Source organism: Streptomyces sp. NPDC000983 (genome assembly GCF_040299205.1).
GTDB lineage: Bacteria > Actinomycetota > Actinomycetes > Streptomycetales > Streptomycetaceae > Streptomyces.
This window is the reverse complement of record NZ_JBEPBM010000002.1, coordinates 394,397-418,135: the sequence shown is the minus strand read 5'-3', so window position 1 is coordinate 418,135 and position 23,739 is coordinate 394,397. Positions and strand designations below refer to the sequence as shown.

The 23,739-nt window shown below is 74.6% G+C and carries 21 protein-coding genes; 9 read left to right on the top strand and 12 right to left on the bottom strand.

Features of this window, described 5'->3' with window-relative positions; translation table 11 throughout:
• Window positions 1-119 precede the first annotated feature (119 nt).
• The 7 genes from ABT296_RS03900 to ABT296_RS03870 all read right to left on the bottom strand — a co-directional run bounded on the left by ABT296_RS03900 (window position 120) and on the right by ABT296_RS03870 (window position 9,092).
• Window positions 120-428, bottom strand: a complete 309-nt coding sequence (locus ABT296_RS03900) for a helix-turn-helix domain-containing protein (protein WP_351922845.1) — start codon at window positions 426-428, stop codon at window positions 120-122.
• 287 nt (window positions 429-715) lie between these two features.
• Complete coding sequence (gene abc-f, locus ABT296_RS03895) at window positions 716-2,389, bottom strand: ribosomal protection-like ABC-F family protein (RefSeq protein WP_351922843.1); 1,674 nt, start codon at window positions 2,387-2,389, stop codon at window positions 716-718.
• 138 nt (window positions 2,390-2,527) lie between these two features.
• Window positions 2,528-3,508, bottom strand: coding sequence for a LysR family transcriptional regulator (locus ABT296_RS03890; RefSeq protein WP_502977169.1), 981 nt, complete (start codon window positions 3,506-3,508; stop codon window positions 2,528-2,530).
• Between the two features lie 474 nt (window positions 3,509-3,982).
• Window positions 3,983-4,678, bottom strand: a complete 696-nt coding sequence (locus tag ABT296_RS03885; protein WP_351922841.1) for a type 1 glutamine amidotransferase domain-containing protein — start codon at window positions 4,676-4,678, stop codon at window positions 3,983-3,985.
• Between the two features lie 196 nt (window positions 4,679-4,874).
• Window positions 4,875-5,558 carry a response regulator transcription factor gene (locus ABT296_RS03880; RefSeq protein WP_351922839.1) on the bottom strand — a complete coding sequence of 228 codons (684 nt, stop codon included), beginning with the start codon at window positions 5,556-5,558 and terminating at the stop codon, window positions 4,875-4,877.
• On the bottom strand, window positions 5,555-6,784 hold the full coding sequence (locus tag ABT296_RS03875) for a sensor histidine kinase (RefSeq protein WP_351922837.1): 1,230 nt from the start codon (window positions 6,782-6,784) through the stop codon (window positions 5,555-5,557). The genes ABT296_RS03880 and ABT296_RS03875 overlap by 4 nt, the downstream gene beginning before the upstream one ends.
• Window positions 6,785-6,860: 76 nt before the next feature.
• Complete coding sequence (locus ABT296_RS03870) at window positions 6,861-9,092, bottom strand: MMPL family transporter (RefSeq protein ID WP_351922835.1); 2,232 nt, start codon at window positions 9,090-9,092, stop codon at window positions 6,861-6,863.
• 616 nt (window positions 9,093-9,708) lie between these two features.
• On the opposite strand from ABT296_RS03870, the gene ABT296_RS03865 reads away from it, so the two are divergent.
• A complete protein-coding gene (locus tag ABT296_RS03865; RefSeq protein WP_351922833.1) occupies window positions 9,709-11,034 on the top strand; it encodes a lipase family protein in 1,326 nt (441 codons plus the stop codon).
• A gap of 62 nt (window positions 11,035-11,096) precedes the next feature.
• Entirely contained in the window at window positions 11,097-11,465 is a 369-nt protein-coding gene (locus tag ABT296_RS03860) for a DUF6479 family protein (RefSeq protein WP_351922831.1), read from the top strand.
• Between the two features lie 101 nt (window positions 11,466-11,566).
• On the opposite strand, the gene ABT296_RS03855 is transcribed toward ABT296_RS03860, so the two are convergent.
• Window positions 11,567-12,103 (bottom strand): DUF7144 family membrane protein, encoded by a 537-nt coding sequence (locus ABT296_RS03855; protein WP_351922829.1) that lies wholly within the window; start codon window positions 12,101-12,103, stop codon window positions 11,567-11,569.
• Between the two features lie 196 nt (window positions 12,104-12,299).
• On the opposite strand from ABT296_RS03855, the gene ABT296_RS03850 reads away from it, so the two are divergent.
• Both ABT296_RS03850 and ABT296_RS03845 read left to right on the top strand, forming a co-directional pair.
• Window positions 12,300-12,761 carry an FxLYD domain-containing protein gene (locus tag ABT296_RS03850; RefSeq protein ID WP_351922827.1) on the top strand — a complete coding sequence of 154 codons (462 nt, stop codon included), beginning with the start codon at window positions 12,300-12,302 and terminating at the stop codon, window positions 12,759-12,761.
• A 115-nt stretch (window positions 12,762-12,876) separates the two neighbouring features.
• Window positions 12,877-14,001: an aminopeptidase P family protein gene (locus tag ABT296_RS03845; protein ID WP_351922825.1), complete on the top strand. Its 1,125-nt coding sequence runs from the start codon at window positions 12,877-12,879 to the stop codon at window positions 13,999-14,001.
• Here the strand turns inward: ABT296_RS03845 and ABT296_RS03840 are convergent.
• Together ABT296_RS03840 and ABT296_RS03835 are read right to left on the bottom strand one after the other, a co-directional pair.
• The gene (locus tag ABT296_RS03840; protein ID WP_351922823.1) at window positions 13,976-14,791 is read right to left on the bottom strand and encodes an Ig-like domain-containing protein; all 816 of its coding nucleotides are present in this window, start codon (window positions 14,789-14,791) and stop codon (window positions 13,976-13,978) included. The genes ABT296_RS03845 and ABT296_RS03840 overlap by 26 nt on opposite strands.
• A gap of 365 nt (window positions 14,792-15,156) precedes the next feature.
• Window positions 15,157-15,858 carry a TetR/AcrR family transcriptional regulator C-terminal domain-containing protein gene (locus tag ABT296_RS03835; RefSeq protein WP_351922821.1) on the bottom strand — a complete coding sequence of 234 codons (702 nt, stop codon included), beginning with the start codon at window positions 15,856-15,858 and terminating at the stop codon, window positions 15,157-15,159.
• A 140-nt stretch (window positions 15,859-15,998) separates the two neighbouring features.
• Between ABT296_RS03835 and ABT296_RS03830 the strand changes: the two genes are divergently transcribed.
• The 4 genes from ABT296_RS03830 (at window position 15,999) to ABT296_RS03815 (ending at window position 19,417) form a co-directional block, all read left to right on the top strand.
• Window positions 15,999-16,940 carry an ATP-binding cassette domain-containing protein gene (locus ABT296_RS03830; RefSeq protein WP_351922819.1) on the top strand — a complete coding sequence of 314 codons (942 nt, stop codon included), beginning with the start codon at window positions 15,999-16,001 and terminating at the stop codon, window positions 16,938-16,940.
• 85 nt (window positions 16,941-17,025) lie between these two features.
• Window positions 17,026-17,769: an ABC transporter permease gene (locus ABT296_RS03825; RefSeq protein WP_351922902.1), complete on the top strand. Its 744-nt coding sequence runs from the start codon at window positions 17,026-17,028 to the stop codon at window positions 17,767-17,769.
• A gap of 197 nt (window positions 17,770-17,966) precedes the next feature.
• On the top strand, window positions 17,967-18,488 hold the full coding sequence (locus ABT296_RS03820) for a hypothetical protein (RefSeq protein WP_351922816.1): 522 nt from the start codon (window positions 17,967-17,969) through the stop codon (window positions 18,486-18,488).
• Between the two features lie 83 nt (window positions 18,489-18,571).
• Window positions 18,572-19,417, top strand: coding sequence for a DUF4097 family beta strand repeat-containing protein (locus tag ABT296_RS03815; protein WP_351922814.1), 846 nt, complete (start codon window positions 18,572-18,574; stop codon window positions 19,415-19,417).
• A 172-nt stretch (window positions 19,418-19,589) separates the two neighbouring features.
• Here ABT296_RS03815 and ABT296_RS03810 read toward each other — a convergent pair whose 3' ends face one another.
• Window positions 19,590-21,251 carry a glycoside hydrolase family 13 protein gene (locus tag ABT296_RS03810; protein ID WP_351922812.1) on the bottom strand — a complete coding sequence of 554 codons (1,662 nt, stop codon included), beginning with the start codon at window positions 21,249-21,251 and terminating at the stop codon, window positions 19,590-19,592.
• A 356-nt stretch (window positions 21,252-21,607) separates the two neighbouring features.
• Between ABT296_RS03810 and ABT296_RS03805 the strand changes: the two genes are divergently transcribed.
• Window positions 21,608-22,543 carry an LAETG motif-containing sortase-dependent surface protein gene (locus ABT296_RS03805; RefSeq protein ID WP_351922810.1) on the top strand — a complete coding sequence of 312 codons (936 nt, stop codon included), beginning with the start codon at window positions 21,608-21,610 and terminating at the stop codon, window positions 22,541-22,543.
• A gap of 87 nt (window positions 22,544-22,630) precedes the next feature.
• Here the strand turns inward: ABT296_RS03805 and ABT296_RS03800 are convergent, their stop codons facing one another.
• On the bottom strand, window positions 22,631-23,596 hold the full coding sequence (locus ABT296_RS03800) for a nucleoside hydrolase (RefSeq protein WP_351922808.1): 966 nt from the start codon (window positions 23,594-23,596) through the stop codon (window positions 22,631-22,633).
• Window positions 23,597-23,739: the final 143 nt, after the last annotated feature.

Here is a 23,739-nt window from a genome sequence, read left to right as displayed (position 1 = left end):
GGCCGAGCGGTCATCTCGTCCCCACCCCGCGTCCCCGCTGTCGTCCGGCTGTCGCACCGCTGTCGCACTCCTGTGCCCCCCAACCCCCTCGCGAGGGAAGCACGGCCCTTCTGCGCAGGTCAATAGACGTGTCGCAGCACACGCGGTGGCATACCGGGCATCGAACCCAGGCCGGGCATTTCGGCCGCGGCGAGGGCCTCGGTCGCGGGGGAGGCGGTGCCGGCCGGTTCCCGCTCGGTCAGGTCGAGGCGGAGCCGGAGCGTGGCGGCCGGCCGGTCCTCGGGGTCGTCGAGGTCGAGGCCGGTCGGCGCGACCGCCCGGCGGATGCGGTACCGCGGCGTGTTGGGGTGTACGCCGGGCCGCTTGGCGACCGCGGCCGCGGCGATCAGCGCGGCCGCGGTCGCACCCCGGGCGCCGATCGGGAGCACCGGGGCGTCCCGCACCCCGTCGAGCGGTTCCCCCGGCTCGGCGATGACCAGGTCGCCGATCTGCCGGCGCCCGGACCGTAGGCGAGCGGCCCGGGGGCGAGGACGTCGGCCGGCCGGCGCACCACGGCGTCGACGGAGGCCATGTCCCGGGCCCCGTCCGGGCCCTGCGCGGGAATGCCGTTCACACGAGCGGGGCAGACACCGTGCCTGAGCGCCGTCCCGGGTGTACCGAGGCTCGGCCGCGGCCCCGGGCACCGCTCCCGCGGGTGTCGCCGGGCGCGGTCGGTTCACCCCCGGTGCGCCGAGGCGCGGACGCGGCCCCGGGCACCGCTCTCACCGGCCGCGCCGGGCGCGGTCAGCTCCAGGACGGGGCCGGACCAGGCGGAGCGCAGCCGTCGGTCGTGGCTGACGACGACCAGGGTCCCCTCGTAGGCGTGCAGGGCCTCCTGGACCTCCTCCACCAGGGCGGGGGCCAGGTGGTTGGTCGGCTCGTCCAGCAGCAGGGCGTCGTGCGGTGCGGTGAGCAGCCGGGCGAGGTCGAGGCGGCGGCGCTGGCCGGTGGACAGCTCCCCCACCGGCCGGTGCAGGTCGCCCTCCCGGAAGAGGCCGAGGCGGAGCAGTTCCTCCGCCCGCTCCTCCCCGAAGGCCGTCCGCAGGGGGCGGGCCGACTCCGCCGGGGTGGGCGGGGGCATGGTCTGGCGCAGCAGGCCGGCCCGCTCCGGGCGGCTCAGCGTGCCGCCCGGTGCCGGACTCAGCTCACCGGCCAGGACCCGCAGCAGCGTGGACTTCCCGGCCCCGTTGGGCCCGGTCACCAGGAGCCTGCCGCCCGCCTGGACGTGCAGCGCGTCCAGCGCCAGGCGTCCGGGCACCCGCAGGTCCGCCGCGGTCACCGGGGCGGTGGCGGCCCCCTCGATCCGGGCCGCGAACCGCAGCGGCTCGGGCGGTGCGGCCACCGGGTTCCCGGTCAGCCGCTCCAGCCGCTCCCGCGCGTTGCGGATCCTGCTCATCGCGCCGTGCGCCCGGGAGCGGGCCCGGAAGGCGCCCGCCCCGCTGAACGCCCACGGCCCCTTGCGCGGGATGGCGTCGAGGCGGCCGATGTGGGAGTCGGCGAGCCGGGACTGCCGGGCCACCTCGGCGCGCCAGTCGGCGTACTCCCTCTCGTGGCGGGCGCGTTCGGCGGCCTTGGCGGTGAGGTACCCCTGGTAGCCGCCGCCGTAGCGGCGTACGGACCGGGTGTCCGCGTCGACCTCCAGGAGGGTGTCGGTGACCCGGTCCAGGAAGGTCCGGTCGTGGGTGACGGCGACGACCGTGCCCCGGTGGGCGCGCAGCCGCTCCTCCAGCCAGGCCACCGCCTCGTCGTCGAGGTCGTTGGTCGGCTCGTCGAGGAGCAGCAGCTCGGGCGAGGCGGCCAGCGTCGCGGCCAGGGCGAGCCGGGAGCGGCGGCCGCCGGAGAGCGTGCCGAGCCGGCGCGAGCGGTCCAGGGCGACGGGCTCGCCGAGGTGACGCAGGGCCACGTCGACCCGGCGGTCGGCGTCGTACCCGCCGCGCGCCTCGAACTGGGCCTCCAGTGCGGCGTACCGCTCGTACGCGGCCGGGTCCGCCCCGCGCAGCTCGGCGGCGGCGGACCGCAACCGCCGTTCCAGGGAGCGGAGTTCGGCGAGGGCGAGGTCGACGGCGTCCCCGACGCGCGCGGAGTCCGGCAGGTCGAGGGTCTGGGCGAGGTGTCCGGTGCCGCCGGGGGCCACGACGGTGATCTCACCGTTGTCGGGGCGTTCGGCGCCGGAGAGCAGCCGCAGCAGGGTGGACTTGCCGGAGCCGTTGTCCCCGACCACGCCCACCCGCTCCCCGGGCCGGACGGTGAAGGAGACCCGGTCCAGGACGAGACGGTCGCCGTAGCGCTTGGCGACCTCGGTGACGGTGAGCTGGGAGACGGCGGCGGGTGCTTCGGCGACTGGGAACAAGTGGTGTCTTCTTCCGTGGGCGACAGGTCGGGCGATTCGCGAGACGATACGTCTCGTCTCGATCGCGTACGCCGACCGTACACCCCTTCACCGCTCCCCGCAAGACGCTCCGTCTCGCCAATGGCCCGGAGGCCGCCCTCACCAGGTCGGGCCGAGCCTCAGCAGGTGGTCCCGTACGCGCGTGACGTGCGGGTTCTCCGGCATTCCCGGGCGCTGGACCAGATAGGCCGTGTTGAAAGGCGGGTCCTCGGGTTCGTGCAGCGCGACGAGGGCGCCCGCGGCCAGCTCGGCCTCGCACAGATAGCGGGGCAGCACCGAGAACCCCGCTCCCCCGGCCACCGCCGCGAGGACGCCCCGCAGATCCGGCATGGTCACCGCGGCCCGACAGTTCAGGCGCTGCCCGAAGACGTGCCGCCAGTACCGGCGGACGATGGGCAGGTCCTCGGCGTACGCGACGAGCGGGACGGGGTGCAGTGCGCCGGGCCCCTCGGCCGTCACCCGGTCGCCGAGGCGCTCCGCCCACACCGGCGCCGCGACCAGCACGAACTCCTCGTCGAGCAGCGGGGCCGAGGGCAGGGTTCGGCCGCGCGGGCGGCTGGTGGCCAGCACCAGGTCGTACCGGCCCGCCCGCAGGCCGTCGAGCAGGGGGTCCGTCAGTCCGGGCGTGACCCGCAGCCGGACGCCCCCGGCGACCAGCGGGGCCAGGGCGGGCAGCACCCGCAGGCAGAGCACCTCGGCGGGGCCCGCCAGGTGCACGGGGGCGGGCGGGCCCGCCTCCGTGGGGTCGTGCCCGGTGACCGCCAGCAGCGCGTCCAGCGGTCCGGCGACCCGCGCGGCCAGGTCATGGGCGTACGGCGTGGGGGCGACACCCCTGGGCAGACGGGTGAACAGCTCCCGCCCCGACTGCCGCTCCAGCGCCTTGACCTGGGTGGTCACCGTGGGCTGAGAGATACCGAGCACCTGCGCGGCAGCGGTGAGGGAACCGGCCCGGTAGACGGCGAGAAACGTCCGGACGAGGTTGAGGTCCTGCCCACCGGGGGCGGCGCCGCCCGCTCCGGTACGGCCGGGGGCGAAGCCGCCGGAACCGGTCCCGCCCGCACCCGTATGGCCGGGCGCGATGCCAGCGGAACCGGGACTGGTGCCGCTCGCGCCGATACCGCCAGGGGCGGTACCGCCAGAACCGGTCCCGCCCACTCCGATACGGCCGGGGACCGTGCCGCCGGAACCGGGACTGGTACCGCTCGCGCCGGCTCCGCCGGAGCCGGGACCGTGACCGGGGCCACCGGAGCCGGTCCCGCCCGCTCCGGTACGGCCGCGGGCGATGTCGCCGGGGCCAGAAGCGATGCCGCCGGAGCCGGTACCGCCGGGAGCCGTGCCGCCGGAGCCGGGGACGGCACCGCTCGCGCCGGCTCCGCCGGGACCGGGGCCGTCCGATCCGGTGCGGCCCGAGCCGGGGCCGCCCGCGCCGGTCCCGCCAAAGCCCGTACCGCCGGCGCCCGTGCCGTCCGTTTCAGTGCCGCTCACGCCCCGCCCCCCGTCCGCCCGTGCGGCGGCCCGCTCCGGTGAGGCTCACGCCCCCGCTCAACGCCCCGCTCAGGCCAGCTTCTTCAGCAGTTCGGCCGCCAGGGGTGCCGAGGAGGCGGGGTTCTGGCCGGTCACCAGGTTGCGGTCGACGACGACGTGCGGCGCCCACGGCTCGCCCTCGCGGACGTCCACGCCCGCCTCGACCAGGCGCGACTGGAGCAGCCACTTGGCCCGGTCGGCGAGGCCGGCCTGGGTCTCCTCGGCGTCGGTGAAGGCGGCGACCCGGTAGCCGGCGAAGGCGTTGGAGCCGTCCTCGCGGGTCGCGGCGAGCAGCGCGGCCGGGCCGTGGCAGACCACGGCGAGGGGCTTGCCGGAGTCGAGGGCGTCGACGAGCAGCCGGCCGGAGGTGGCGTCGACCGCCAGGTCCTCCATGGGGCCGTGACCGCCCGGGTAGAAGACGGCGGCGTAGTCGTCGAGGTCCACGTCCTCCAGCCGCAGCGGGTGCTCCAGCTCGGTCATCGCGGCGAGCCCCGCCGCGATCGCGTCCGCGTTCTCCTGGCCGCCGTTGGCCTCGGCGGCGAGGCTGCCCCGGTCGACGGTCGGGACGACCCCGCCGGGCGTGGCGACGACGATCTCGTGGCCCTCGGCCTTGAACCGCTGGTAGGGGGCGACGGCCTCCTCGGCCCAGAAGCCGGAGGGGTGGCGGGTGCCGTCGGCGAGGGTCCAGTGGTCGGCGCCGGTCAGCACGAAAAGGATCTTCGACATGGTGAGAGCTCCAGAGGGTTCGGTGGGGATGTCCCCGGACTGGGTACTTCGAACGTACGCCCGCCCACCCATAGGCATCCAATGAGGAATCCGATCCCTGCCATCGGCATTCCGATGGCACCGGCGGAATACACCGGCCCCCTGCGAATCTACGACGCCCCGCGCCCCGCCGCCCGTCCTGGCGGCCGGGCCCGGCTCACCCCGGGCCCGCCGGACCGGCCTGCACCAGTCCCGTCTGGTAGGCGATGACGACGAGCTGGGCCCGGTCGCGGGCGTTGAGCTTGGTCATCGCCCGGTGCACATGGGTGCGCACGGTCAGCGGGCTCACCGTGAGCAGCTCCGCGATCTCGGCGTTGGACCGGCCCTCCGCCGCCAGCGCCATCACCTCCCGCTCCCGCACGGTGAGTTCGGCCAGCCGCTCCGGGGGCGCGAGCTGGACCTCCGGAGCGGGGGAGGTGAGGAAGCGGGTGATCAGGGTGCGGGTGGCGCCCGGTGACAGGAGCGCCTCGCCGGAGGCGACCGTGCGGATGCCGGCCAGCAGGGTGTCCGCGGTGACGTCCTTGCCGAGGAAGCCGCTCGCCCCGGCCCGCAGCGCCCGGGCCACGTACTCCTCGGTCTCGAAGGTGGTCAGGATCAGCACCCGGGTGGCGGCCAGGTCGGGGTCGGCGCAGATCGCCGAGGTGCCGGCCAGCCCGTCGGTGCCGGGCATCCGGATGTCCATCAGCACGACGTCCGGGCGGTGGGCGCGGGCCAGTTCCAGCGCCTCGGCGCCGTCGGATGCCTCGCCGACCACCTCCAGGTCGGGGCAGGAGTCGATCAGTATCCGGAAGGTGGCCCGCAGCAGGGCCTGGTCGTCGGCGAGCAGCACGCGGACGGTCACGGTGTCTCCCCCTCCGGGGCGGCGGTGGCGTACGACTGGAGCGGCAGGGCGGTGGTGACCTCGAAGCCGCCCCCGGGGCGGGGGCCGGCGCGCAGTTCGCCGCCGACGGAGTGGGCGCGTTCCCGCATGCCCATCAGCCCGTAGCCGCCGGTGGCCCGGAGGTCGCCGGCCGGTCCGTCGTTGCTGACGGTGATGAGCAGCCGGACGTCGGCGTAGGTGAAGCGGATCCGGGCGGTGTGGGCCGAGGCGTGCTTGGAGACGTTGGTGAGGGCCTCCTGCACGATCCTGTACGCGGTGAGGTCGGTGCCGGGCGAGAGCGGGCGGGGTTCGCCGTCGGTGGTGACGGTGACGTCGAGGCCCGCCGACTCGTACGCCGAGATCAGCTCGGGCAGCCGGGCGAGGCCGGGGGCGGGTTCCAGGCCCTCGCCCTCGGGGCCGTCGTCCTCGCGCAGCAGGCCCAGGGTGGCCTTCAGCTCGCGCAGGGCGGAGGAGGTGGTGCCGGTGAGGTCGCGCAGGATCCGCTCGCTCTGCCCGGGGTCGGCGCGCACGAGGTGGGCGGCGGTGCCGGCCTGGGCGTTGGCCAGGGCCAGGTGGTGGGCGACGACGTCGTGCAGCTCGCGGGCGATGCGCATGCGCTCCTCGGCGACCCGCAGCCGCGCCTCCTCGTCGCGGGTGCGTTCGGCGTACTCGGCGCGGGCCTGCACCGCCGCCAGGTAGTCGCGCCGCAGCCGGGTCGAGCGGCCGGCGGCCACCGGCAGGGCCAGCCAGAAGACGGGGCCGATCACCCGCAGGACCACGGAGACGCCGTCCATGGTGTCGCTGCACACGGTCGCGGTCAGCAGCACGGCGCCGATCGCGACGGTGTACGCCCGGGTGGTCCGGCGGTCGCACAGGACGGCCATCCAGTACACCGCCACCAGCAGCGGGGCCAGCAGCAGCGGGGTGATCAGATAGCCGCGGACGATCGCCAGGACGGTGACCAGGCCCACCACCACGACGACCGCGCGCGGCCGGGTGCGGTACTTCAGCAGGAACAGGCAGGACAGCGCGAGGAGCACCTCGACGGGCTTGCCGGAGTCGGGGGGCCGGCTGCCGGGGAAGCTGAGCTGGGTGCCGAGGACCGCGCAGCCGATCACGGACAGCACCATCGTGACGTCGACGGCGTGCGGGAAGCGTTCGGCGTAGTTCTCGAAGCGGCCGGCGTAGCGCTCCCGTTTGGTGATCATGCGTGGCTCTCTCGGTCCGTGGGGCTCACTCCATGGTGGACGACGCGGAGCCGCCGGAGCGGCTCCGCGCGTCACGTCAGGCGCGCGCGGCCTCCTTGGGGGCGGGCTCGGCGCTCGGGACCTCGGGGCGGGCGAGGGCCTCGCCCTCCACGTCGACCCGGGGCAGGATCCGGTCCAGCCACTTCGGCAGCCACCAGGCGCGGGCGCCGAGCAGGGCGAGGACCGCGGGCACGATCGCCATCCGGACCACGAAGGCGTCCAGCAGTACGGCGGTGGCGAGTCCGAAGCCGATCATCTTGATCATGGACTCGGTCTCGCCGACGAACCCGGCGAAGACCGCGATCATGATCAGCGCGGCGGCCACGACGACCCGGGCGCTGTGCCGGAATCCGGAGGTCACCGCCTGCGCGGGGGACTCGCCGTGGACGTACGCCTCGCGCATCCGGGAGACCAGGAAGACCTCGTAGTCCATCGCGAGTCCGAAGACGATGCCGACCAGGAAGATCGGCATCAGGCTCATGATCGGGCCGGTCTGCTCGACGCCGAGGAGTTCCGCGCCGTGGCCCTGCTGGAAGACCACGACGACGGCGCCGAGGGAGGCGAGCACGGAGAGCAGGAAGCCCAGGGCCGCCTTCAGCGGGACGAGCAGCGACCGGAAGACGACGAGCAGCAGGACGACGGCGAGTCCGACCACCACGATCAGGTAGGGCACCAGCGCCGACTGCACCTTGGCGGCGATGTCGATGTTGAGCGCGGTGGTGCCGGTGACCTCGAAGGTGGCCCCGGTCTCGGCCTCCACCTCGGGCCGTTCGCCGCGGATCGTGGTGACCAGGTCCTTGGTCCGCTCGTCGGTCGGCGCGGTGGCCGGTACGACGGAGAGGACGGCGGTGTCGCCGGCCTCGTTGAAGCGGGCGGGCGTGACGCTGACGACGCCCGCGGTGGCGTCGATCCGGTCGGCGACCGAGGCCGCCGCGGCCTTGGCGTCCCCGGCGCCCCGGGCGTCGACGACGACGGTGAGCGGCCCGTTGAAGCCGGGCCCGAAGCCCTCGGCGAGCGCGTCGTAGGCCCGGCGTTCGGTGGTGGAGGTCGCCTTGGCCTCGTCGCCGGGCATGCCGAGCTGGAGGCCGGCCGCCGGGACGGCGAGCGCGCCGAGGCCGACGACGCCGAGGAGGAGCACGGGCAGCGGGCGGCGCAGTACGAAGCGGGCCCAGCGGGTGCCGCCGTTGTCCTTCGCGGCCTGTTCCCCCTTCGCGGCCTGTTCCCCGGTACGGCCGGCGCGGAGCGCCTTGCGGTCCTTGCGGGCGAGCACGGCGTCCGGCCAGAAGCCGAGGCAGGCCGGGACCAGGGTCAGCGCGATCAGTACGCCGACGACGACCGCGCCGGCCGCGGCCAGGCCCATCTTGGTCAGCATCGGGATGCCGACGACCGCGAGCCCGGCGAGCGCGATGACGACGGTGAGCCCGGCGAAGACGACCGCGGAGCCCGCGGTGCCGGTGGCGAGGGCGGTGGCCTCCTGGGGCGAGCGCCCCCGGGCGCGCTCCTCGCGGTAGCGGGAGACGACGAACAGGGCGTAGTCGATGCCCACGGCCAGGCCCAGCATCATCGCCAGGGTGCCGGTGGTGGTGGACAGGCCGAGGGCGCTGGACAGGGCCAGGATGGTCGCCATGCTCACGCCGACGCCGACGACGGCGGTCAGCAGCGGCAGGCCGGCGGCGGCCAGTGAGCCGAAGGTGACGAGCAGGACGACGGCGGCCATGGCGACGCCGATCACCTCGGCCGCGCCGCCCGGACCGCCCTCCTCCGACATGGCGGTGCCGCCCGCCTCGACGGTCAGCCCGGAGTCCCGGGCCTGCCCGAGCGCCTCTTCGAGGTGCGCCTTGCTCGCGTCGGTGAGGTCGGCGGGGCCGGCCGCGTAGGTGACGGTGGTGTACGCGGTGGAGCCGTCCTGGCTGACCGCGCCGGCCTGGAAGGGGTCGACGGCGCTCGCGACCTGCGAGCCGTCCGCGAGGTCGGCGACCGCCGCCTCGACGGCCGCCTTGTTCCCGGCCGCGGTGACCTTCTCGCCGCCCGGCGCGACGAAGACGACCCGGGCGGTCGCGCCGTCGGCGGTGGTGCCGGGGAAACGCTCCTCCAGCAGGTCGAACGCCTGCTGCGACTCGACGCCCGGCATGGCGAACTCCTCGTCGGCGGCGCCCGGCGCCTGCGCGGCACCGAGCCCGACCGCGGCCAGGACGGCCGCCCAGACCAAGGCGGCGTACCAGCGCCGCCGGAAGGCCAGTCGGCCCAGTCGATACAGGAAAGTTGCCACGTCGGGAGGTCTCCACATCTGGACGTCGAAGGCGTCGAAGGCGTCGAAGGATTCGAAAGCGTCGAAGGTGGCTCCAGGCTCGCGGGCGCGGGCGTGTCCTGTCGTCGTGCGGCTGCCGACAATGCGCCGTACTGAGAACGCAGTACGCCCCGGCCCCCGGGTCCCTCCCGGGGACGAGCGGGACTCGGCCCCGGGTCGGGGTCGGCGTCGGGGTCGCATCGGCGTCGGGGCCGGGTCCGGTTCGGAGCCCGGATCTGAGCCCGGCTCGGCGCCCGGTTCGCGACGCCGGTCGCGTCCGGATCCGGGCGCCGGATCGGGGCCGGGCCGCGTCCGGATCAGCGCCGTGTCGGGGCCGGATCGCGTGCGGATCGGCGCCGGGTCGCGTCCCGAGCAGGCCGGGGTCGCGCGCGGGCGCCTCACAGGGCGGGGCGGCCAAAGATCGAAGTTAAATTACTGAACCGTAACCTACCGGCCAGTATCGATTGGTCGGTTACCGGCGGTACGGTCCTGACGAGCCCTTGAACGGCCCGCCGTGCCCGCGCTCCGGACGACTGCGCGCACGGCGGGCCGCCGTTTCACCGCACCTTCCTGCCAGCCGCTTTACAGGAGGTTCGCCATGCCCGTACGCAGACGGCTCCTGGCCGCGAGCATCGTCACCGTCGCCGCCCTCGGTGCCCAGGCCCTCGCCGGCACCGCCGCCACCGCGTCCGACGAGGTCGTGTCCCGGGGTGTCACCATCCCGGCGTTCTACAACCCGCCGGCCACCCTGCCCGCCGCCGACGGCGCGCTGGTCCGCACCGAGCCGCTCAAGCTCGCCCTCAGCCTGCCCAGTCTGGACGGCCCCCTGCCGGGCCGGGCGACCCGGCTGATGTACAAGTCCACCGACGCGAGCGGCCGCCCGGTCGCCGTGACCGGCGCCTACATCGAACCCTCGACCGCCTGGAAGGGCGAAGGACCGCGCCCGCTGGTCGCGCTCGCCCCCGGCACGATGGGCCAGGGCGACCAGTGCTCCGCCTCCATGGGCCTCGAACACCCGCTGACCTTCAACGGCGAGACCGTCTCGGTGGGCTACGAGGACCTGGCGATCTACCGCCTCCTCGCCACCGGCACCGCCGTCGTCGTCACCGACTACGCGGGCCTGGGCACGACCGACCGGCTGCACACCTACGTCAACCGCGTCGACGAGGCCCACGCCCTCCTCGACGCCGCCCGCGCCGCCCGCAAGGTGGCCGGCGCCTCGGTGACCGCCGAGTCCCGGGTGGGCCTGTTCGGCTACAGCCAGGGCGGCGGGGCCAGCGCGGCGGCCGCCGAGCTCCAGCCCTCCTACGCCCCCGACGTCAACCTCGCCGGCGCCTACGCCGGTGCCCCGCCCGCCGACCTGATCGAGGTCACCCGGGCCATCGACGGCAGCGAACTGGCCGGCGCCCTCGGCTGGTCGCTCAACGGCTTCGTCCAGTCCGAACCGGCGCTGAAGCCGATCGCGGACGCCCGTCTGAGCGCCTCGGGCAAGGCGGTACTGGCCGACATGTCCACGATGTGCGTGGGCGACGCGATCCTGCGCTACGCCGGCGCCGACAGCACCGACTGGACCACGGACGGCCGCTCGGTCAGCGAGATCATCGCCGCCACCCCGGCCCTGACGTCCTTCCTGAACAGCCAGCGCATCGGCACCATGAAGCCGGCCGCCCCGGTCCGCGTGGCGACCGGCACCAGCGACGACCTGGTCCCGCACAAGCAGGCCCGGAAGCTGGCGGTCGACTGGTGCGCCAAGGGCGCGAACGTCACCTACGAGGCGGAGGTCATGATCAACACGGGGAGTCCGCTGATCAACCACATGACGCCGCTCCTCACCGACCAGGGCGAGGCGGTGGACTGGATCACCGACCGGCTCAAGGGCAGGACCGCCCACTCCAACTGCTGGACCATGCCGCTCCAGCCCTGAGAAATCCAAAATCGGCCAGTCCGAAAAGGGATACATTCGCCCATTTCGGTGATAATTGGTGCATGAGTACGACGACGCTTGACCTGGCGGCCGCGGGGAGTGACGTGCTCAACGTCCTCGCCGCCTTCATCGGCGGCATGATCGTCGCCGGCGCGCTGATCTTCGCCGTGCAGTTCGGCATGCGGGTCATGGACCGGGAACTTCCGCATCCCGCCCCCGAGGAGCACCCCAAGCTCCCCGAGGGCGGCGCCGTCCGCGAGGAGCGGGAGATGCGGGAGCCGGACGAGATCCTCCAGGCCGAGAGCGGCGAACGGCTCATGCCGTACCAGTTGCGGCACTCGGGGAGCAAACGGGGCGAGGACCAGAACCGCAAACGCTGGCTGCCGGGCTCCAGTGGATCCTTCGGCAGTGGTGGCCTGGGTCACGTCTGAAACGGTGACCCGGGGGCCGCCCCACCATCAGGGGCGGCCCCCACTCATGTCCGCGGTCAGGACTCGTCCACGGTCAGGACGCGGTCACGACTCGTCCGCGGTCAGGACTTCGTGGCCGCGCCGCGCCCGTGGCCGCGCGGCGCGTCCGGCGCGGTGGCCAGGGCCCAGATCACGAAGAAGTCGATCGCGACCATCAGCACCGACCACGCCGGCTGGTACGGCAGGAACAGGAAGTGGGCCACCATGCTCAGGGAGGCCAGGAAGATACCGGTGATCCGGGCCCACCAGGCGCCCTGGAGGATGCCCCAGCCGGCCCCCAGGGCCAGCACGCCGAGGCAGAGCAGGACGACGCCCCAGCCGGTGAGGCTCATCTCGTAGACGTAATTGGCGAGCGCCTCGTACACGTCGTCGGAGGCGATGGCGGAGATGCCCTGGAGGATCGCCACCACACCGTTGATCATCATCAGGACACCGGCGAAGACCATGCCGCCGGTGCGCCAGTCACTGCCCGCCGGGGCCTCGCCCCGGTCCCAGCCGCCGGTGCCGGGCGCGGGCCCCGCCGGGCGGTTGGACTCCCCCCAGACCGGGGACTGCTGTCCCTCCTCGGTCGGCGGCTTCGCGTGCGGCTGCTGGGTCATGGCACGTCCCGTTCACTCCGGGGCGGACGGCGCGCTGTGCGCCGTCCGCCGCTGACGTCTTCGCGTCCACCCTCCGGGGGCCGCCGTCCCGCCACCACGGGGGTGGGCCGAACGGGTGAGTCCCCGGCATGCGCGGGCCGGTCGCCGCGCCTTCAATGAGAGGGACGCGCAGCACACCGCACCCCTGGAGGGCGACATGGCCGGAGACCGCAGCCGTAGGGCGAGGGGTGTCGCCGTACCGGCGGCCCTGCTGGCGCTGGCCCTGGGCGGGCTCGTCGGCTGTTCCGAGGACGATCTGCCGGAGGGCGTCTCCAGCAGGGCCGCCTCCGCGGCCTCGGCGCTCGCGTCGGAGGCGGAGAAGCAGCTGGACGGGATCAAGGACGGGGTGGACGCCAAGGACGAGGTGCGGCTCGGCGACACCGGCACCGACGGCGGCAAGGTCACGGTCCCCGTCACCGTCGAGAACACCGACGACTCCACGAAGTCCTTCGGCGTCCAGGTCGACTTCACCGACTCCGACGGCAACCGTCTGGACACGGTCGTCGTCACGGTCTCCGACGTCGCCGGCGGGGAGTCCAAGGAGGCCACCGCCCGCTCCAACCGCGACCTGTCCGGCGACAACGTACGCGCCGAGGTCGCCCGGGCCGTCCGCTACTGAGCCGGAAAAGACACGGCCCGCATCCCCCGGACGGCGTAACCGCCGAGGCGGGGCGCACCGCCCGCTCCTCCAATGGAAGACGTCAGCGCAGACCACGGCGATGGGGTTTCCGATCATGAGCGACGCACCGGCCGCCTTCACCGAGCACGACCACGCGGAACGCATGGCCCGGGCCACCCGGGACGCCGTCGACGCGGGTCTCGCCGGGCTCCTGGTCACCCCGGGCCCGGACCTGACGTGGCTGTGCGGCTACCGCCCGACCGCGATCACCGAGCGGCTGACCCTCCTCGTCCTCACCCCCGAGTCCGAGCCCCGGCTGCTGGTGCCGGCGCTGGAGCACCCGGACGCCGCGGGCGCGCCCGGCGCGGGCGCCCTGCGCCTGGCGGACTGGCGGGACGGCCAGGACCCGTACGCGGTGGCCGCCGGGATGCTCCGCCCGCACGGCCGGTACGGCGTCTCCGACTCGACCTGGTCCCTGCATCTGCTGGGCCTTCAGGAGGCGCTGCCGCAGACCGCCTACCGGGCGCTGACGACGGTGCTGCCGATGCTCCGCGCGGTGAAGGACGAGCACGAGGTGGCCCGGCTCGCGGGCGCGGGCGCCGCCGCGGACGCCACCTACGAGGAGATCCTCTCCGTGCGGTTCGCCGGGCGCCGGGAGACCGAGGTGGCCGCCGACCTCGCCCGGCTGCTGCGCGAACACGGCCACAGCCAGGTCGACTTCACGGTCGTCGGCTCCGGCCCGAACGGCGCCAACCCCCACCACGAGGCCGGCGAACGGACCATCGAGCGGGGCGACATGGTGGTCCTCGACTTCGGCGGGCTCCGGGACGGCTACGGGTCCGACACCACCCGCACCGTCCACGTCGGCCCGGCGACGGACGAGGAGCGGCGGGTCCACGACGTCGTGCGGGAGGCCCAGCAGGCCGCCTTCGAGGCGGTCCGGCCCGGGGTGGCCTGCCAGGAGATCGACCGGGTGGCGCGCGGGGTGATCGACGCCGCCGGGTACGGCGAGTACTTCATCCACCGCACCGGGCACGGCATCGGCGTCACCACCCACGAGCCGCCGTACATGGTCGAGGGCGAGGAGCTGCCGCTGGTGCCGGGGATGTGCTTCTCGATCGAGCCGGGGATCTATCTGCCGGGCCGGTTCGGGGTGCGGATCGAGGACATCGTGACCTGCACGGAGGACGGCGGGCGCCGGCTCAACGACACCGTCAGGGAGATGGCGTTCGTGGAGTGAGGGCCCGGCCCTCGTTGACCCCGTCGCCGGCCGGGGCCGGGCCGGTGCCGCCGGGCCGCCCCTCGACGGTGACCGCGACCGGCGCGCTCGTCGCCGTGACACCGCCCAGGGTGGCGGTCGCCCGGAGCGTGCCCGGTCCGGGGGCGAGCGGGAGGGCGGGGTCGCAGGACCAGACGCCCCGGGGGTCCGCGGTGGTGGCGCAGACCTCGGCGTCCCGGGCGTCCTTGACGGTGAGCTGCGCGCCGGGGTGCGCGGTCCCGGAGATCTCGGGGCGCGCGTCGAGGACGGCGCCCGGCGGGGGCGGCAGCAGCGTCGGCACGGGCATGCCGACGGTCACCGCGCAGGTGCCCCCACCGCGGGGCGCTCCCCGCCCGTCCGTCAGCACCGTCGCGCAGCCGGCGAGCCGGGTGCCGGGTGCCGCGTCCGCGGGGACGGCCAGTACGAACGGCAGGCCCCGCTCCCGCCGGGGCCCGCCCTCCGGGGCGCCGGTGAAGGTGTACGTGCCCTCGCGCCCGCCGGGGGCCACGGCCCCGCGGTAGCCGTCGCCGGCCAGGGGTACGCCCGTGACGCGGGTCCCCTCGGGCGGGGTCAGCGTCAGCGCCGAGCCGACGCCGAGGGCGGGCCCGGAGTACCCGGAGATCTCGACGACGCCCTCCCGGCCGGGCGGGATCGTCACGGCACCCCACAGCTCCGGGCCGTCCAGCGCGGCGGCCCGCCCCGGGAGTGCGGCCAGGGCGGTCAGTACGGCGGCCGCGAGGGCGGCGGACGCGGACCTGCTGAGCCTGTTCATCGTCGGCAAAGCTCCTCCCGGACCGAGCGGACACAGGGCGGGCGCGTGGGGGACGCGTGGCCTGCGCGAGGCGGGCGCGTGGTGGACGCACCGCCCCCGCCTGCGATTCTCACGACCCGCCGCCCGCCCCGCCCTCGCTGCTCGGCCGTACGGCCGACCCGCCCGGGTCGTACCACCCGTCCGGACGCGGGCGGCGCCGAACCGGCCGGCCCCGCCGGGCACACGGCCCTCCGCCCGCCCGGACCCCTTGGCCGCGACCGCGGACCGGACGGCGGGCCGCCACGCGGGCAGCCGAGGGCTGCGCTCCGGAGCGGCCCGGGCAGCCCCGGGGGCACGGCCCGGACACCGGGGCGACCCGTCGGGGGTCACCGCCCGGGCGTCGGACCCAGCCGCGTCTGGAGGCCGTCCAGGATCGCCTCCACGCCGTACGCGAACGCCCGCTCGGCCATGGCGGCCGGGTCGCTGCCGTGGTGCTCGGCGAGCCGGGCGGCCAGCCGCGGGTACTTCGAGGCGATGGCCTCCGCCCCGGCGAGGGCCTCGGCCTCCGCCTCGTCGACGGTCTCCGTGCCCTTGTCCCGGCCCGGCGCGGCGCGCTCCTTGAGCCGGGACGCCTCGGTCTGGTCCATCAGGGAGGTGCCGATGACGAACGTGGACGTGGTGTTCACCGCGTGGTCCAGCTCCCAGCCGGAGAACCCGGCCGCCTCGAAGATCGCGTACCCGGTGTCCTGGTAGCGGGCCATGCCCTCGCCGTAGGCGAAGTGGGTGTGCACCACGCGCATCAGCCAGGGGTGCCGGGCGCTGAGCGCCTTCAGGTCGTACATCATCCGGCGGGCCGCTTCCCGCCAGCCGAGCGCGCCGGGGTCCGGCAGCGGCAGCTCGTGCCAGACCTCGTCGGCGGCGAGCGCGAGGAGGTTCTCCTTGTTGCCGACGTGCCAGTACATGGCCGTCGCCGCGGAGCCCAGCCGCTGGCCGAGCTTGCGCATGCTCAGGCCGTCCTCGCCCTCGGCGTCGAGCAGTTCGATCGCCGCGCCGACGATCTGTTCCCGGTTCAGCGTCTCGCGTCCCATGGCCTCAGCGTACCTGCGACTTGCACACCGTAAAACTCCTCGACGCAAGGGACTTGCACATCGTGCAAGTCTTCTTTTACGGTGTGCAAGTCGCCGCGGTTGAACGGCGTAAAAGTCGGATCGGACAGGGGAAGACCACCATGACGACCTCCATCTCCGCCCAGGGCCTGCGCAAGTCCTACGGCGACAAGCTCGTCCTCGACGGGGTCGACCTGACCGTCCCCGAGGCGTCCGTGTTCGCCCTGCTCGGCCCGAACGGCGCGGGCAAGACCACCACCGTCCAGATCCTCTCCACGCTGATCCGGGCCGACGGCGGGCAGGCCCGGGTCGCCGGGTTCGACGTGCGCCGGCAGGCCGAGGAGGTGCGCCGGGCGATCGGCGTGACGGGCCAGTTCGCCGCGGTGGACGGACTGCTGACGGCGGAGGAGAACCTGCTGCTGATGGCGGACCTGGAGCACCTCGACCGCCGCGAGGGCCGCCGCCGCAGCGCCGAACTGCTGGAGCGCTTCGACCTGACCGAGGCGGCCGGCAAGCCGGCGGCCACCTTCTCCGGCGGCATGCGCCGCAAGCTCGACCTCGCGATGACCCTGGTCGGCGAGCCGCGGGTCATCTTCCTCGACGAGCCCACCACCGGCCTCGACCCGCGCAGCCGGCGGACCCTGTGGGAGATCATCCGCGGCCTGGTCGACGACCGGGGCATCACGATCCTGCTCACCACCCAGTACCTGGAGGAGGCCGACCGGCTCGCCGACCGCATCGCGGTCCTCGACGGCGGCCGCATCGTCGCCGAGGGCACCGCCGACACGCTCAAGCGGCGCGTCCCCGGCAGCCACATCCGGCTGGGGTTCACGGACCCGGCGGGGCTCGACGCGGCGGCCCGGGCCTTCGGCGTCGGCACCCGCGACGACGAGGAACTCGCCCTGCACGTCCCGAGCGACGGGGACATCTCGGGCCTGCGGGCGGTGCTGGACCTGCTGGACGCCTCCGGGATCACGGCCGAGTCCCTCACCGTCCACACCCCGGACCTGGACGACGTGTTCCTGGCCCTGACGGAGAAGCCGCGCCCGGTCCCGGCCGCGTGAACCCCCTTCACACCCAAGGAGAGCCCCAGTGACCACCGCCACCACCGCGCCCGCCGCCGTCCGCTCCTACGCCTTCCGGGACGCGATGACGATGCTCCGCCGCAATCTCACGCACATGCGGCGCTACCCCTCGATGACCGTCGCGATCGTCGCGATGCCGGTCCTGATCATGCTGCTGTTCGTGTACGTCTTCGGCGGCGCGATCGGCGCGGGCATCGGCGCCGGGGACCGCGGCGACTACACCAACTACGTGGTCCCCGGGATCATCCTCATGGCGGTGACCTCGGGCACCATCTCGGTCGCGGTGTCGGTGTGCACCGACATGACGGAGGGGATCGTCAACCGCTTCCGCACCATGGCGATCTCCCGCGGCTCGGTGCTCACCGGGCACGTCCTCGGCAACATGGTCCAGGTCGCCCTGATCCTCGTCCTGGTCGTCGGGATCGCCTTCGCCGTCGGCTTCCGCCCGAACGCCACCGCCGTCGAATGGGCGGCCGCCCTCGGTCTGCTGCTGCTCCTCGCCTTCGGCCTGAGCTGGCTGTCGGCCGCGATGGGGCTGCGCGCCAGGACCGTCGAGGCCGCCAGCAACGCGCCCACCCCCCTGACCTTCCTGCCCTTCCTCGGCAGCGCGGTCGTCACCCCGGACTCGATGCCGGCCGGGCTGCGCTGGTTCGCCGAGTACCAGCCCTTCACCCCGGTCAACGAGACCCTGCGCGGCCTGCTCCTCGGCACCCCGATCGGCAACGACGCCTGGACCGCGCTGGCCTGGTGCGCGGGGCTGGCCGCGACGGGGTACCTGTGGGCGCGGGCGTCCTTCCGGAGGGCCTGACCCCAGAGGGCCGGGCTCCGGACGGCCGCGCCGCCCGCAGCCCGGCCCACCTCCATGCGCCGCCGACCGCACCCCGGTCGGCGGCGCGCCCTTGCATGCGGCACGCCGACGCCACGCGATGCCACTCGGTGCCATCAGGCGCCAAATCATGGCACCAACACTTGCATATAGCGCCACGATGGTGCCAAGATGGCGTCATGGACCTCACTCCCTACGTCGACAACCTCCGCCGCGAACTCGCGGTGGCCGCCGAGGCCGGCGGCGAGGAAGCCCGCGAGCTGGCCGAGCGGCTCACCGCGCCCCTGGAGTCGGCGACCAGGCTGACCATGCTCAACGTCCTCTCCGCGGCCATGGACGAGATCACCCGCGAACTCGCCCCCGGCTCGGTCGACGTACGGCTGCGCGGGCTCGACCCCGACTTCGTCGTCTCCCTGCCGCCCGCCGAGAGCCCCGCCCCCGCGGAGCCCTTCGCCCTCGCCGAGCCGCTCCCCGCCCCGGTCCCGGCCGAGGGCGACGAGGGCGGCACCGCCCGCGTCAACCTGCGCCTGCCGGCCCACCTCAAGGCCCGCGCCGAGGAGGCCGCGAGCCGCGAGGGCCTGTCGGTCAACGCCTGGCTCGTACGGGCCGTCTCGACCGCCGTCGAGGGCGGCGGCGCCCGGCCCCGCCCGGCCGGCCCGGGCCACACCGTCGGACAGAGCTTCACGGGGTGGGTGCGCTGACCGCGCCCGCCCGCCGCGCCACCCCTCACCCACCGCGTCCCACCTGCGAGGACGCCCCAAGGACCCCAGAGGACGGTACCGCCATGCCCGCTTTCGACACCCCGGCCCCGATCTCCGTCATCGCCCAGGTGGAGGCCGGTTCCATCCGCTTCAGCGCGGGGGACCGCGCCGACACCGTCGTCGAGGTGGTGCCCCGCGACCCGAAGAAGGACCGGGACGTGCGGGACGCCGAACAGACCGAGGTCACCTTCGCCGGCGGCACGCTGACCGTGCGGACGCCCAAGCACCGCAACGCGCTGCGCCGCTCCGGCACCGTCGACGTGACGGTGGAGCTGCCCACCGGCTCGGGCGTCGACGTGACCGGCTCGTGGGCGCAGGTGCTCGGCGAGGGCCGGCTGGGCGAGGTGAGGGCGAAGACCTCCTCGGGCGACGTCCGCCTCGACACCACCGGACCGCTCCGGCTGACCGCCTCGCACGGCTCGATCACCGTGGGCCGGGTCGAGGGCCCGGCCGAGGTCACCACCAGCACCGGCAGCATGCGCGTCGGCAGCGTCGACGGCACCGCCGTCCTGAAGAACTCCCACGGCACCACCGCCGTCGGCACGGTCACCGGCGACCTGCGCGTCCGCAACAGCCAGGGCGACATCGACATCGCGCGCGCCGAGAGCTCGGTCTCGGCGACCACCGCCCAGGGCACCGTGCGCGTGGCCCACGTCGCCCGGGGCACCGTCCATGTGGAGACCGCCTACGGCGCCGTCGAGGTCGGAATCCGCGAGGGCTCCGCCGCCTGGCTCGACGTCAACGCCAGCTCCGGACAGGTCCGCAACAGGCTGACCGCGTCCGACGCCCCGGAGGACGCCCGGGACACCGTCGAGGTCCGCGCCCGCACCCGGTACGGCAACATCGACATCCTGCGCGCGAAGGACTGAGACCGGCCTAGGGCCCTTCTGATGGATCTCCGTGGGAGGAGGAGCGGCGTTCGGTGCGTGCGATCGGTGTGCGGCGTGGAGGGTCATGTGGCGGAGCCACCTGTCCCTTCGCGCCGTGCGCCGAGCGTACGTGCCGGGCGACGCGACGCCACGGAGATCCATCAGAAGGGCCCTAGGTGAGCCACACCGTCGTGTCCGGCCCCAGGCGTCCGTCCGCCTCCAACGGGGCGCTGGAGAGGACGACTTCACCGGGCGGGAGCGGCACCGCGGCCCCCGACAGGTTGGCCACGCACCGCCACCCGTCCGACCGGGCGAACCGGAGCACCCCGTCGGGAGCGTCGTCGTCCCAGGTCAGTTCCTCCCCCTCCAGCAGCTTGCGGCGCAGTCGCAGCGCGCGCCGGTAGAACTCCAGGGTCGACCCCTCCACCCCGTCCTGCGCCTCGGCGGACAGACCCGCGAACCACTCGGGCTGCGGCAGCCAGGCGCCGCCCGCGCCGAAGCCGTACGAGGGGCCGCCGGACGTCCAGGGCAGCGGGACCCGGCATCCGTCGCGGCCCTTGCGGACGTGTCCGGTCTGTTCCCAGATCGGGTCCTGGAGCACGGCCACGGGCAGGTCGGCGACCTCGGGCAGCCCCAGCTCCTCGCCCTGGTAGAGGTACGACGAGCCCGGCAGTGCCAGCATCAGCAGGGTGGCCGCCCGCGCCCGGCGCAGGCCCGCCGCCCGGTCCACGGCCGGGGCGTGTCCGCCGGACAGCAGCCAGGCGTTGTCGTCGGTGCCCGGCGGGAGCATCAGCCGGGAGGCGTGCCGCACGACGTCGTGGTTGGAGAGCACCCAGGTGGCCGAGGCGCCCGCGGCACGCGCTTCGGCGAGCGATCCGCCGATGACCCGGCGCAGCCGTCCGGCGTCCCAACCGGTTTGCAGGTACTCGAAGTTGAACGCCTGGCCGAGTTCCTCCGGGCGGGCGTACAGGACGCGGCGGGGCCCGGGCACCCAGGCTTCGGCGACGGCCGTGCGGGGCGGGGAGTAGTCGTCGAGGACGCGGCGCCAGTCGCGGTAGATCTCGTGGACCTCGTCGCGGTCGTAGAACGGGTGGGTCCCCGGTGGCATCCGGTCCAGGATCTCCTCGCCGGGCTCGGGGGCGCCGAGGTCGCGCAGCGGCTCGGCGAGGTCCTTGGCGAGGGCGTGCGCGACGTCCACCCGGAATCCGTCGACGCCGCGGTCGGCCCAGAAGCGCAGGGTGGTGCGGAAGTCGGCCCGCACCTCGTCGTGGGCCCAGTTCAGGTCGGGCTGCTCGGACGCGAACAGATGGAGGTACCACTGCCCGTCCGGAACCCGCCGCCAGGCGCTGCCGCCGAACACGGACTGCCAGTCGGTGGGCGGGAGTTCACCGTGCGGGCCGCGCCCGTCGCGGAAGACGTACCGCTCCCGGGCGGCCGAGCCGGGTCCGTCGGCGAGCGCCCGCTCGAACCAGACGTGCCGGTGGGAGGTGTGGTTGGGCACGATGTCGACCACGACCTTCAGCCCGAGCCGGTGGGCCTCCTCGACCATGGCGTCGAAGTCGTCCAGGGTGCCCAGCCGCGGGTCGACGGCGCGGTGGTCGGCGATGTCGTAGCCGCCGTCGGCGAGTTCGGACGGGTAGAAGGGGCTGAGCCACAGGGCGTCGACGCCGAGCCCGGCGAGGTGCCCGAGCCGTTCGGTCACCCCGCGCAGGTCCCCGAGGCCGTCGCCGTCGGCGTCGGCGAAGCTGCGGGGATAGACCTGGTAGACGACGGCCTGCCGCCACCAGTTCGGATCCTTGCCGGAGAGGTCGGGCGCGGTGCGGCGGACGGTCACTCGGTCTCCCCTGCGGGACGGAGGGCGGAAGGACGGCACTCAGGACTCTGTCCAGATCGCCGGAAAAGTGAACCTCCGGCGAACCTCCCGGCGCCCGGCGAGCGGCCCCGTCCGCTTGCGGAGCAGATGATTCCCTGTGTGGCGAAATGGTGTGGAAGCGTGAACTCCAAGTGTGTTCCCGCAGGTTGACAGGGGGTCAGGGGCGCGATCACCATGGGCGGAGCGCTGTGGCACATGTGACCAATGAGCCCAGTGTTTCTTCGACCACCACCCCGGCACGGCACGGCCCCGCCGCCGCTGCGCGCTGCCCGCCTGCCGTCGGCCGGGTTCTGCTTCAAGCCAAGATGGGGAACCGCATGTCCATAGCGAGACGTGTCATCGGTCGTCGGCTGCTCGGGACGGGCGCCGTGTCGCTCGCCCTGTGCGCCGCCACTGTCGCCGCCGCCTCCGGCGCCCACGCCCACGGCTCTCCGGGCGGCGACGGCTGGACGTCGGGCGGCCAGTACCAGCCGGGCACGGGTGCGGGGACCGAGACCGCCACCGACAAGTGCCAGTTCTCGCTCGACGGCAACGGCTTCTTCGACTCGGTGAAGGTCGACGACCAGAACCTGAGGCCCACCGACGACGGCAAGGTCCACATCAAGGTCCGCACCGCCGGCGACGCCGCCACCTGCACCGCCTCCCTCGCCTCCTACCTCGCCCACGGCCCGACCTTCGCCACCTCCGGCGAGCAGGTCTTCGTCGACTTCGACTCCGTCACGGTCAAGCCCGGCCAGACCGAGTCCCTCGACATCGCGGTGCCCGACGCGGGCTGCTTCGCCCAGGTCGACCTCTACCGCGGTGCGGTGAAGTTCGACGGCGACCTCGACGCCGAGGACGGCTTCGTCCACGGCGACGTGCCCAAGGGCCCGGACCGCCCGGTCATCAAGGACAAGCTGATCGCGGCCTGGAACGGCGGTACGAAGGACTGCACCACGGAGCCGAGCGAGCCGCCGGCCTCCCCGAGCCCCTCGGAGCCCGAGGAGACGACCCCGGCCGAGGAGACCCCGGGGACCGACACCCCGGCCACGGAGCCTGCGACCGAGGAACCCCCGGCCTCACAGACCCCCGCCGAGCCGACCCCGGCCGGCTCCACCGACGCCCCGGCGCCGACCCCCAACGGCGGTGGCGACCTCGCCGAGACCGGCGCCGACGGCAGCACCCTCCCGGTGACCATCGGCGCGGCCGTGCTCCTCGCGGGCGGCGCGGCCATCGTGCTGGCGACGCGCAGGCGCCGCTCCACCCGGGCCTGATCCCGTGCACGGCGGGGGCGGACCGACCGGTCCGCCCCCGCCGGACGGACGGCGGCCACGCGCCTCCCCTCCCACCGGCAGGCGCCGCTACTCGCCCTCCACGGCCGACAGCCACAGCTTCACGTACCGCTCGACGTCGACGTCCAGCGCGACATGCGCCAGGAACAGGTCCCGCTCCCCGTGGTGGATCTCCGCCTCCCCGGGCCGCGCCCGCCGGTCGACGATCGTCTGACCGCGGGTCGGCCCCGGGGCGAGGGACACCTCGACGGGCAGCAGCCGGGTGGTGATGCCGCCCGGGTCGACGACCGCGCAGACCGCGCCCGCGTCCCCCAGCCCGCCGGACGGGTCGTCACCGTCGGCGTACGGCGAGGCGGGACGGTGGGCGAGCAGCTCACCGGCCAGCCGCAGCCGCGGCTCGGCGCTCTCCCTCAGCCGCTGCACGTCCGCGCCCGGGACCAGCACCCGCTGGAACACGTCCAGGCCGTACATGGTGATCGGCACCCCGGCGGTGAGCAGGATCGCCGCGGCCTCGGGGTCGTGCCACACGTTGAACTCCGCGACCGGGGTGGCGTTCCCGGTCTCCACCGCCCCGCCCATGAACACGATCCGCTCGATGTTGCGGACCACCTCCGGGTGCGTACGCAGCAGCAGCGCGATGTTGGTCAGCGGCGCGGTCGGCACCAGCGTGACCGGTTCGGGCGAGGCCAGGATCTCCCGGCGCAGCAGCGACACCGCGTCCAGCTCCACCGGGCGCCGGACCGGCGCCGGCAGGCCCAGGTCGCCCATCCCGTCCCGCCCGTGCACATGGTCGGCGGTGCGCACCGGCTCGATCAGCGGCCGCTCGGCACCCCGCGCGACCGGGACGTCCCCGGCCCCCGCGATCTCCAGCACGGTGAGCGTGTTGCGGACGACGCCGTCGATGTCGGTGTTCCCCGCCACGCAGGTCACCGCCCGCAGGTCGATCCCCGGATGCCGGACGGCGAACAGCAGGGCCAGGGCGTCGTCGACACCGGTGTCGCAGTCGATGATCACCGGAATGGGCTGACCGGTCACGGGTGCTCCCTCTACGGCGGGCGGGCGCGGACGGGCGTACGGCGTTCCGCCACCGACCTTACGCAGCCGCCCGGGGTTCGGCCCCGCGAGCGCCCTCACCCGGACGGACCGGCGCACTGGTGTACGGCGGTGCGCGGTGGTGC

Bases quoted from the DNA above. Each gene is read 5' to 3' on its own strand.
- ABT296_RS03885 (WP_351922841.1), bottom strand. From the start codon at position 4,678: ATGTCGAAGATCCTTTTCGTGCTGACCGGCGCCGACCACTGGACCCTC.
- ABT296_RS03875 (WP_351922837.1), bottom strand. From the start codon at position 6,784: ATGATCACCAAACGGGAGCGCTACGCCGGCCGCTTCGAGAACTACGCC.
- ABT296_RS03865 (WP_351922833.1), top strand. From the start codon at position 9,709: ATGCCCGTACGCAGACGGCTCCTGGCCGCGAGCATCGTCACCGTCGCC.
- ABT296_RS03860 (WP_351922831.1), top strand. From the start codon at position 11,097: ATGAGTACGACGACGCTTGACCTGGCGGCCGCGGGGAGTGACGTGCTC.
- ABT296_RS03855 (WP_351922829.1), bottom strand. From the start codon at position 12,103: ATGACCCAGCAGCCGCACGCGAAGCCGCCGACCGAGGAGGGACAGCAG.
- ABT296_RS03850 (WP_351922827.1), top strand. From the start codon at position 12,300: ATGGCCGGAGACCGCAGCCGTAGGGCGAGGGGTGTCGCCGTACCGGCG.
- ABT296_RS03845 (WP_351922825.1), top strand. From the start codon at position 12,877: ATGAGCGACGCACCGGCCGCCTTCACCGAGCACGACCACGCGGAACGC.
- ABT296_RS03840 (WP_351922823.1), bottom strand. From the start codon at position 14,791: ATGAACAGGCTCAGCAGGTCCGCGTCCGCCGCCCTCGCGGCCGCCGTA.
- ABT296_RS03835 (WP_351922821.1), bottom strand. From the start codon at position 15,858: ATGGGACGCGAGACGCTGAACCGGGAACAGATCGTCGGCGCGGCGATC.
- ABT296_RS03830 (WP_351922819.1), top strand. From the start codon at position 15,999: ATGACGACCTCCATCTCCGCCCAGGGCCTGCGCAAGTCCTACGGCGAC.
- ABT296_RS03825 (WP_351922902.1), top strand. From the start codon at position 17,026: ATGACGATGCTCCGCCGCAATCTCACGCACATGCGGCGCTACCCCTCG.
- ABT296_RS03820 (WP_351922816.1), top strand. From the start codon at position 17,967: ATGGACCTCACTCCCTACGTCGACAACCTCCGCCGCGAACTCGCGGTG.
- ABT296_RS03815 (WP_351922814.1), top strand. From the start codon at position 18,572: ATGCCCGCTTTCGACACCCCGGCCCCGATCTCCGTCATCGCCCAGGTG.
- ABT296_RS03805 (WP_351922810.1), top strand. From the start codon at position 21,608: ATGTCCATAGCGAGACGTGTCATCGGTCGTCGGCTGCTCGGGACGGGC.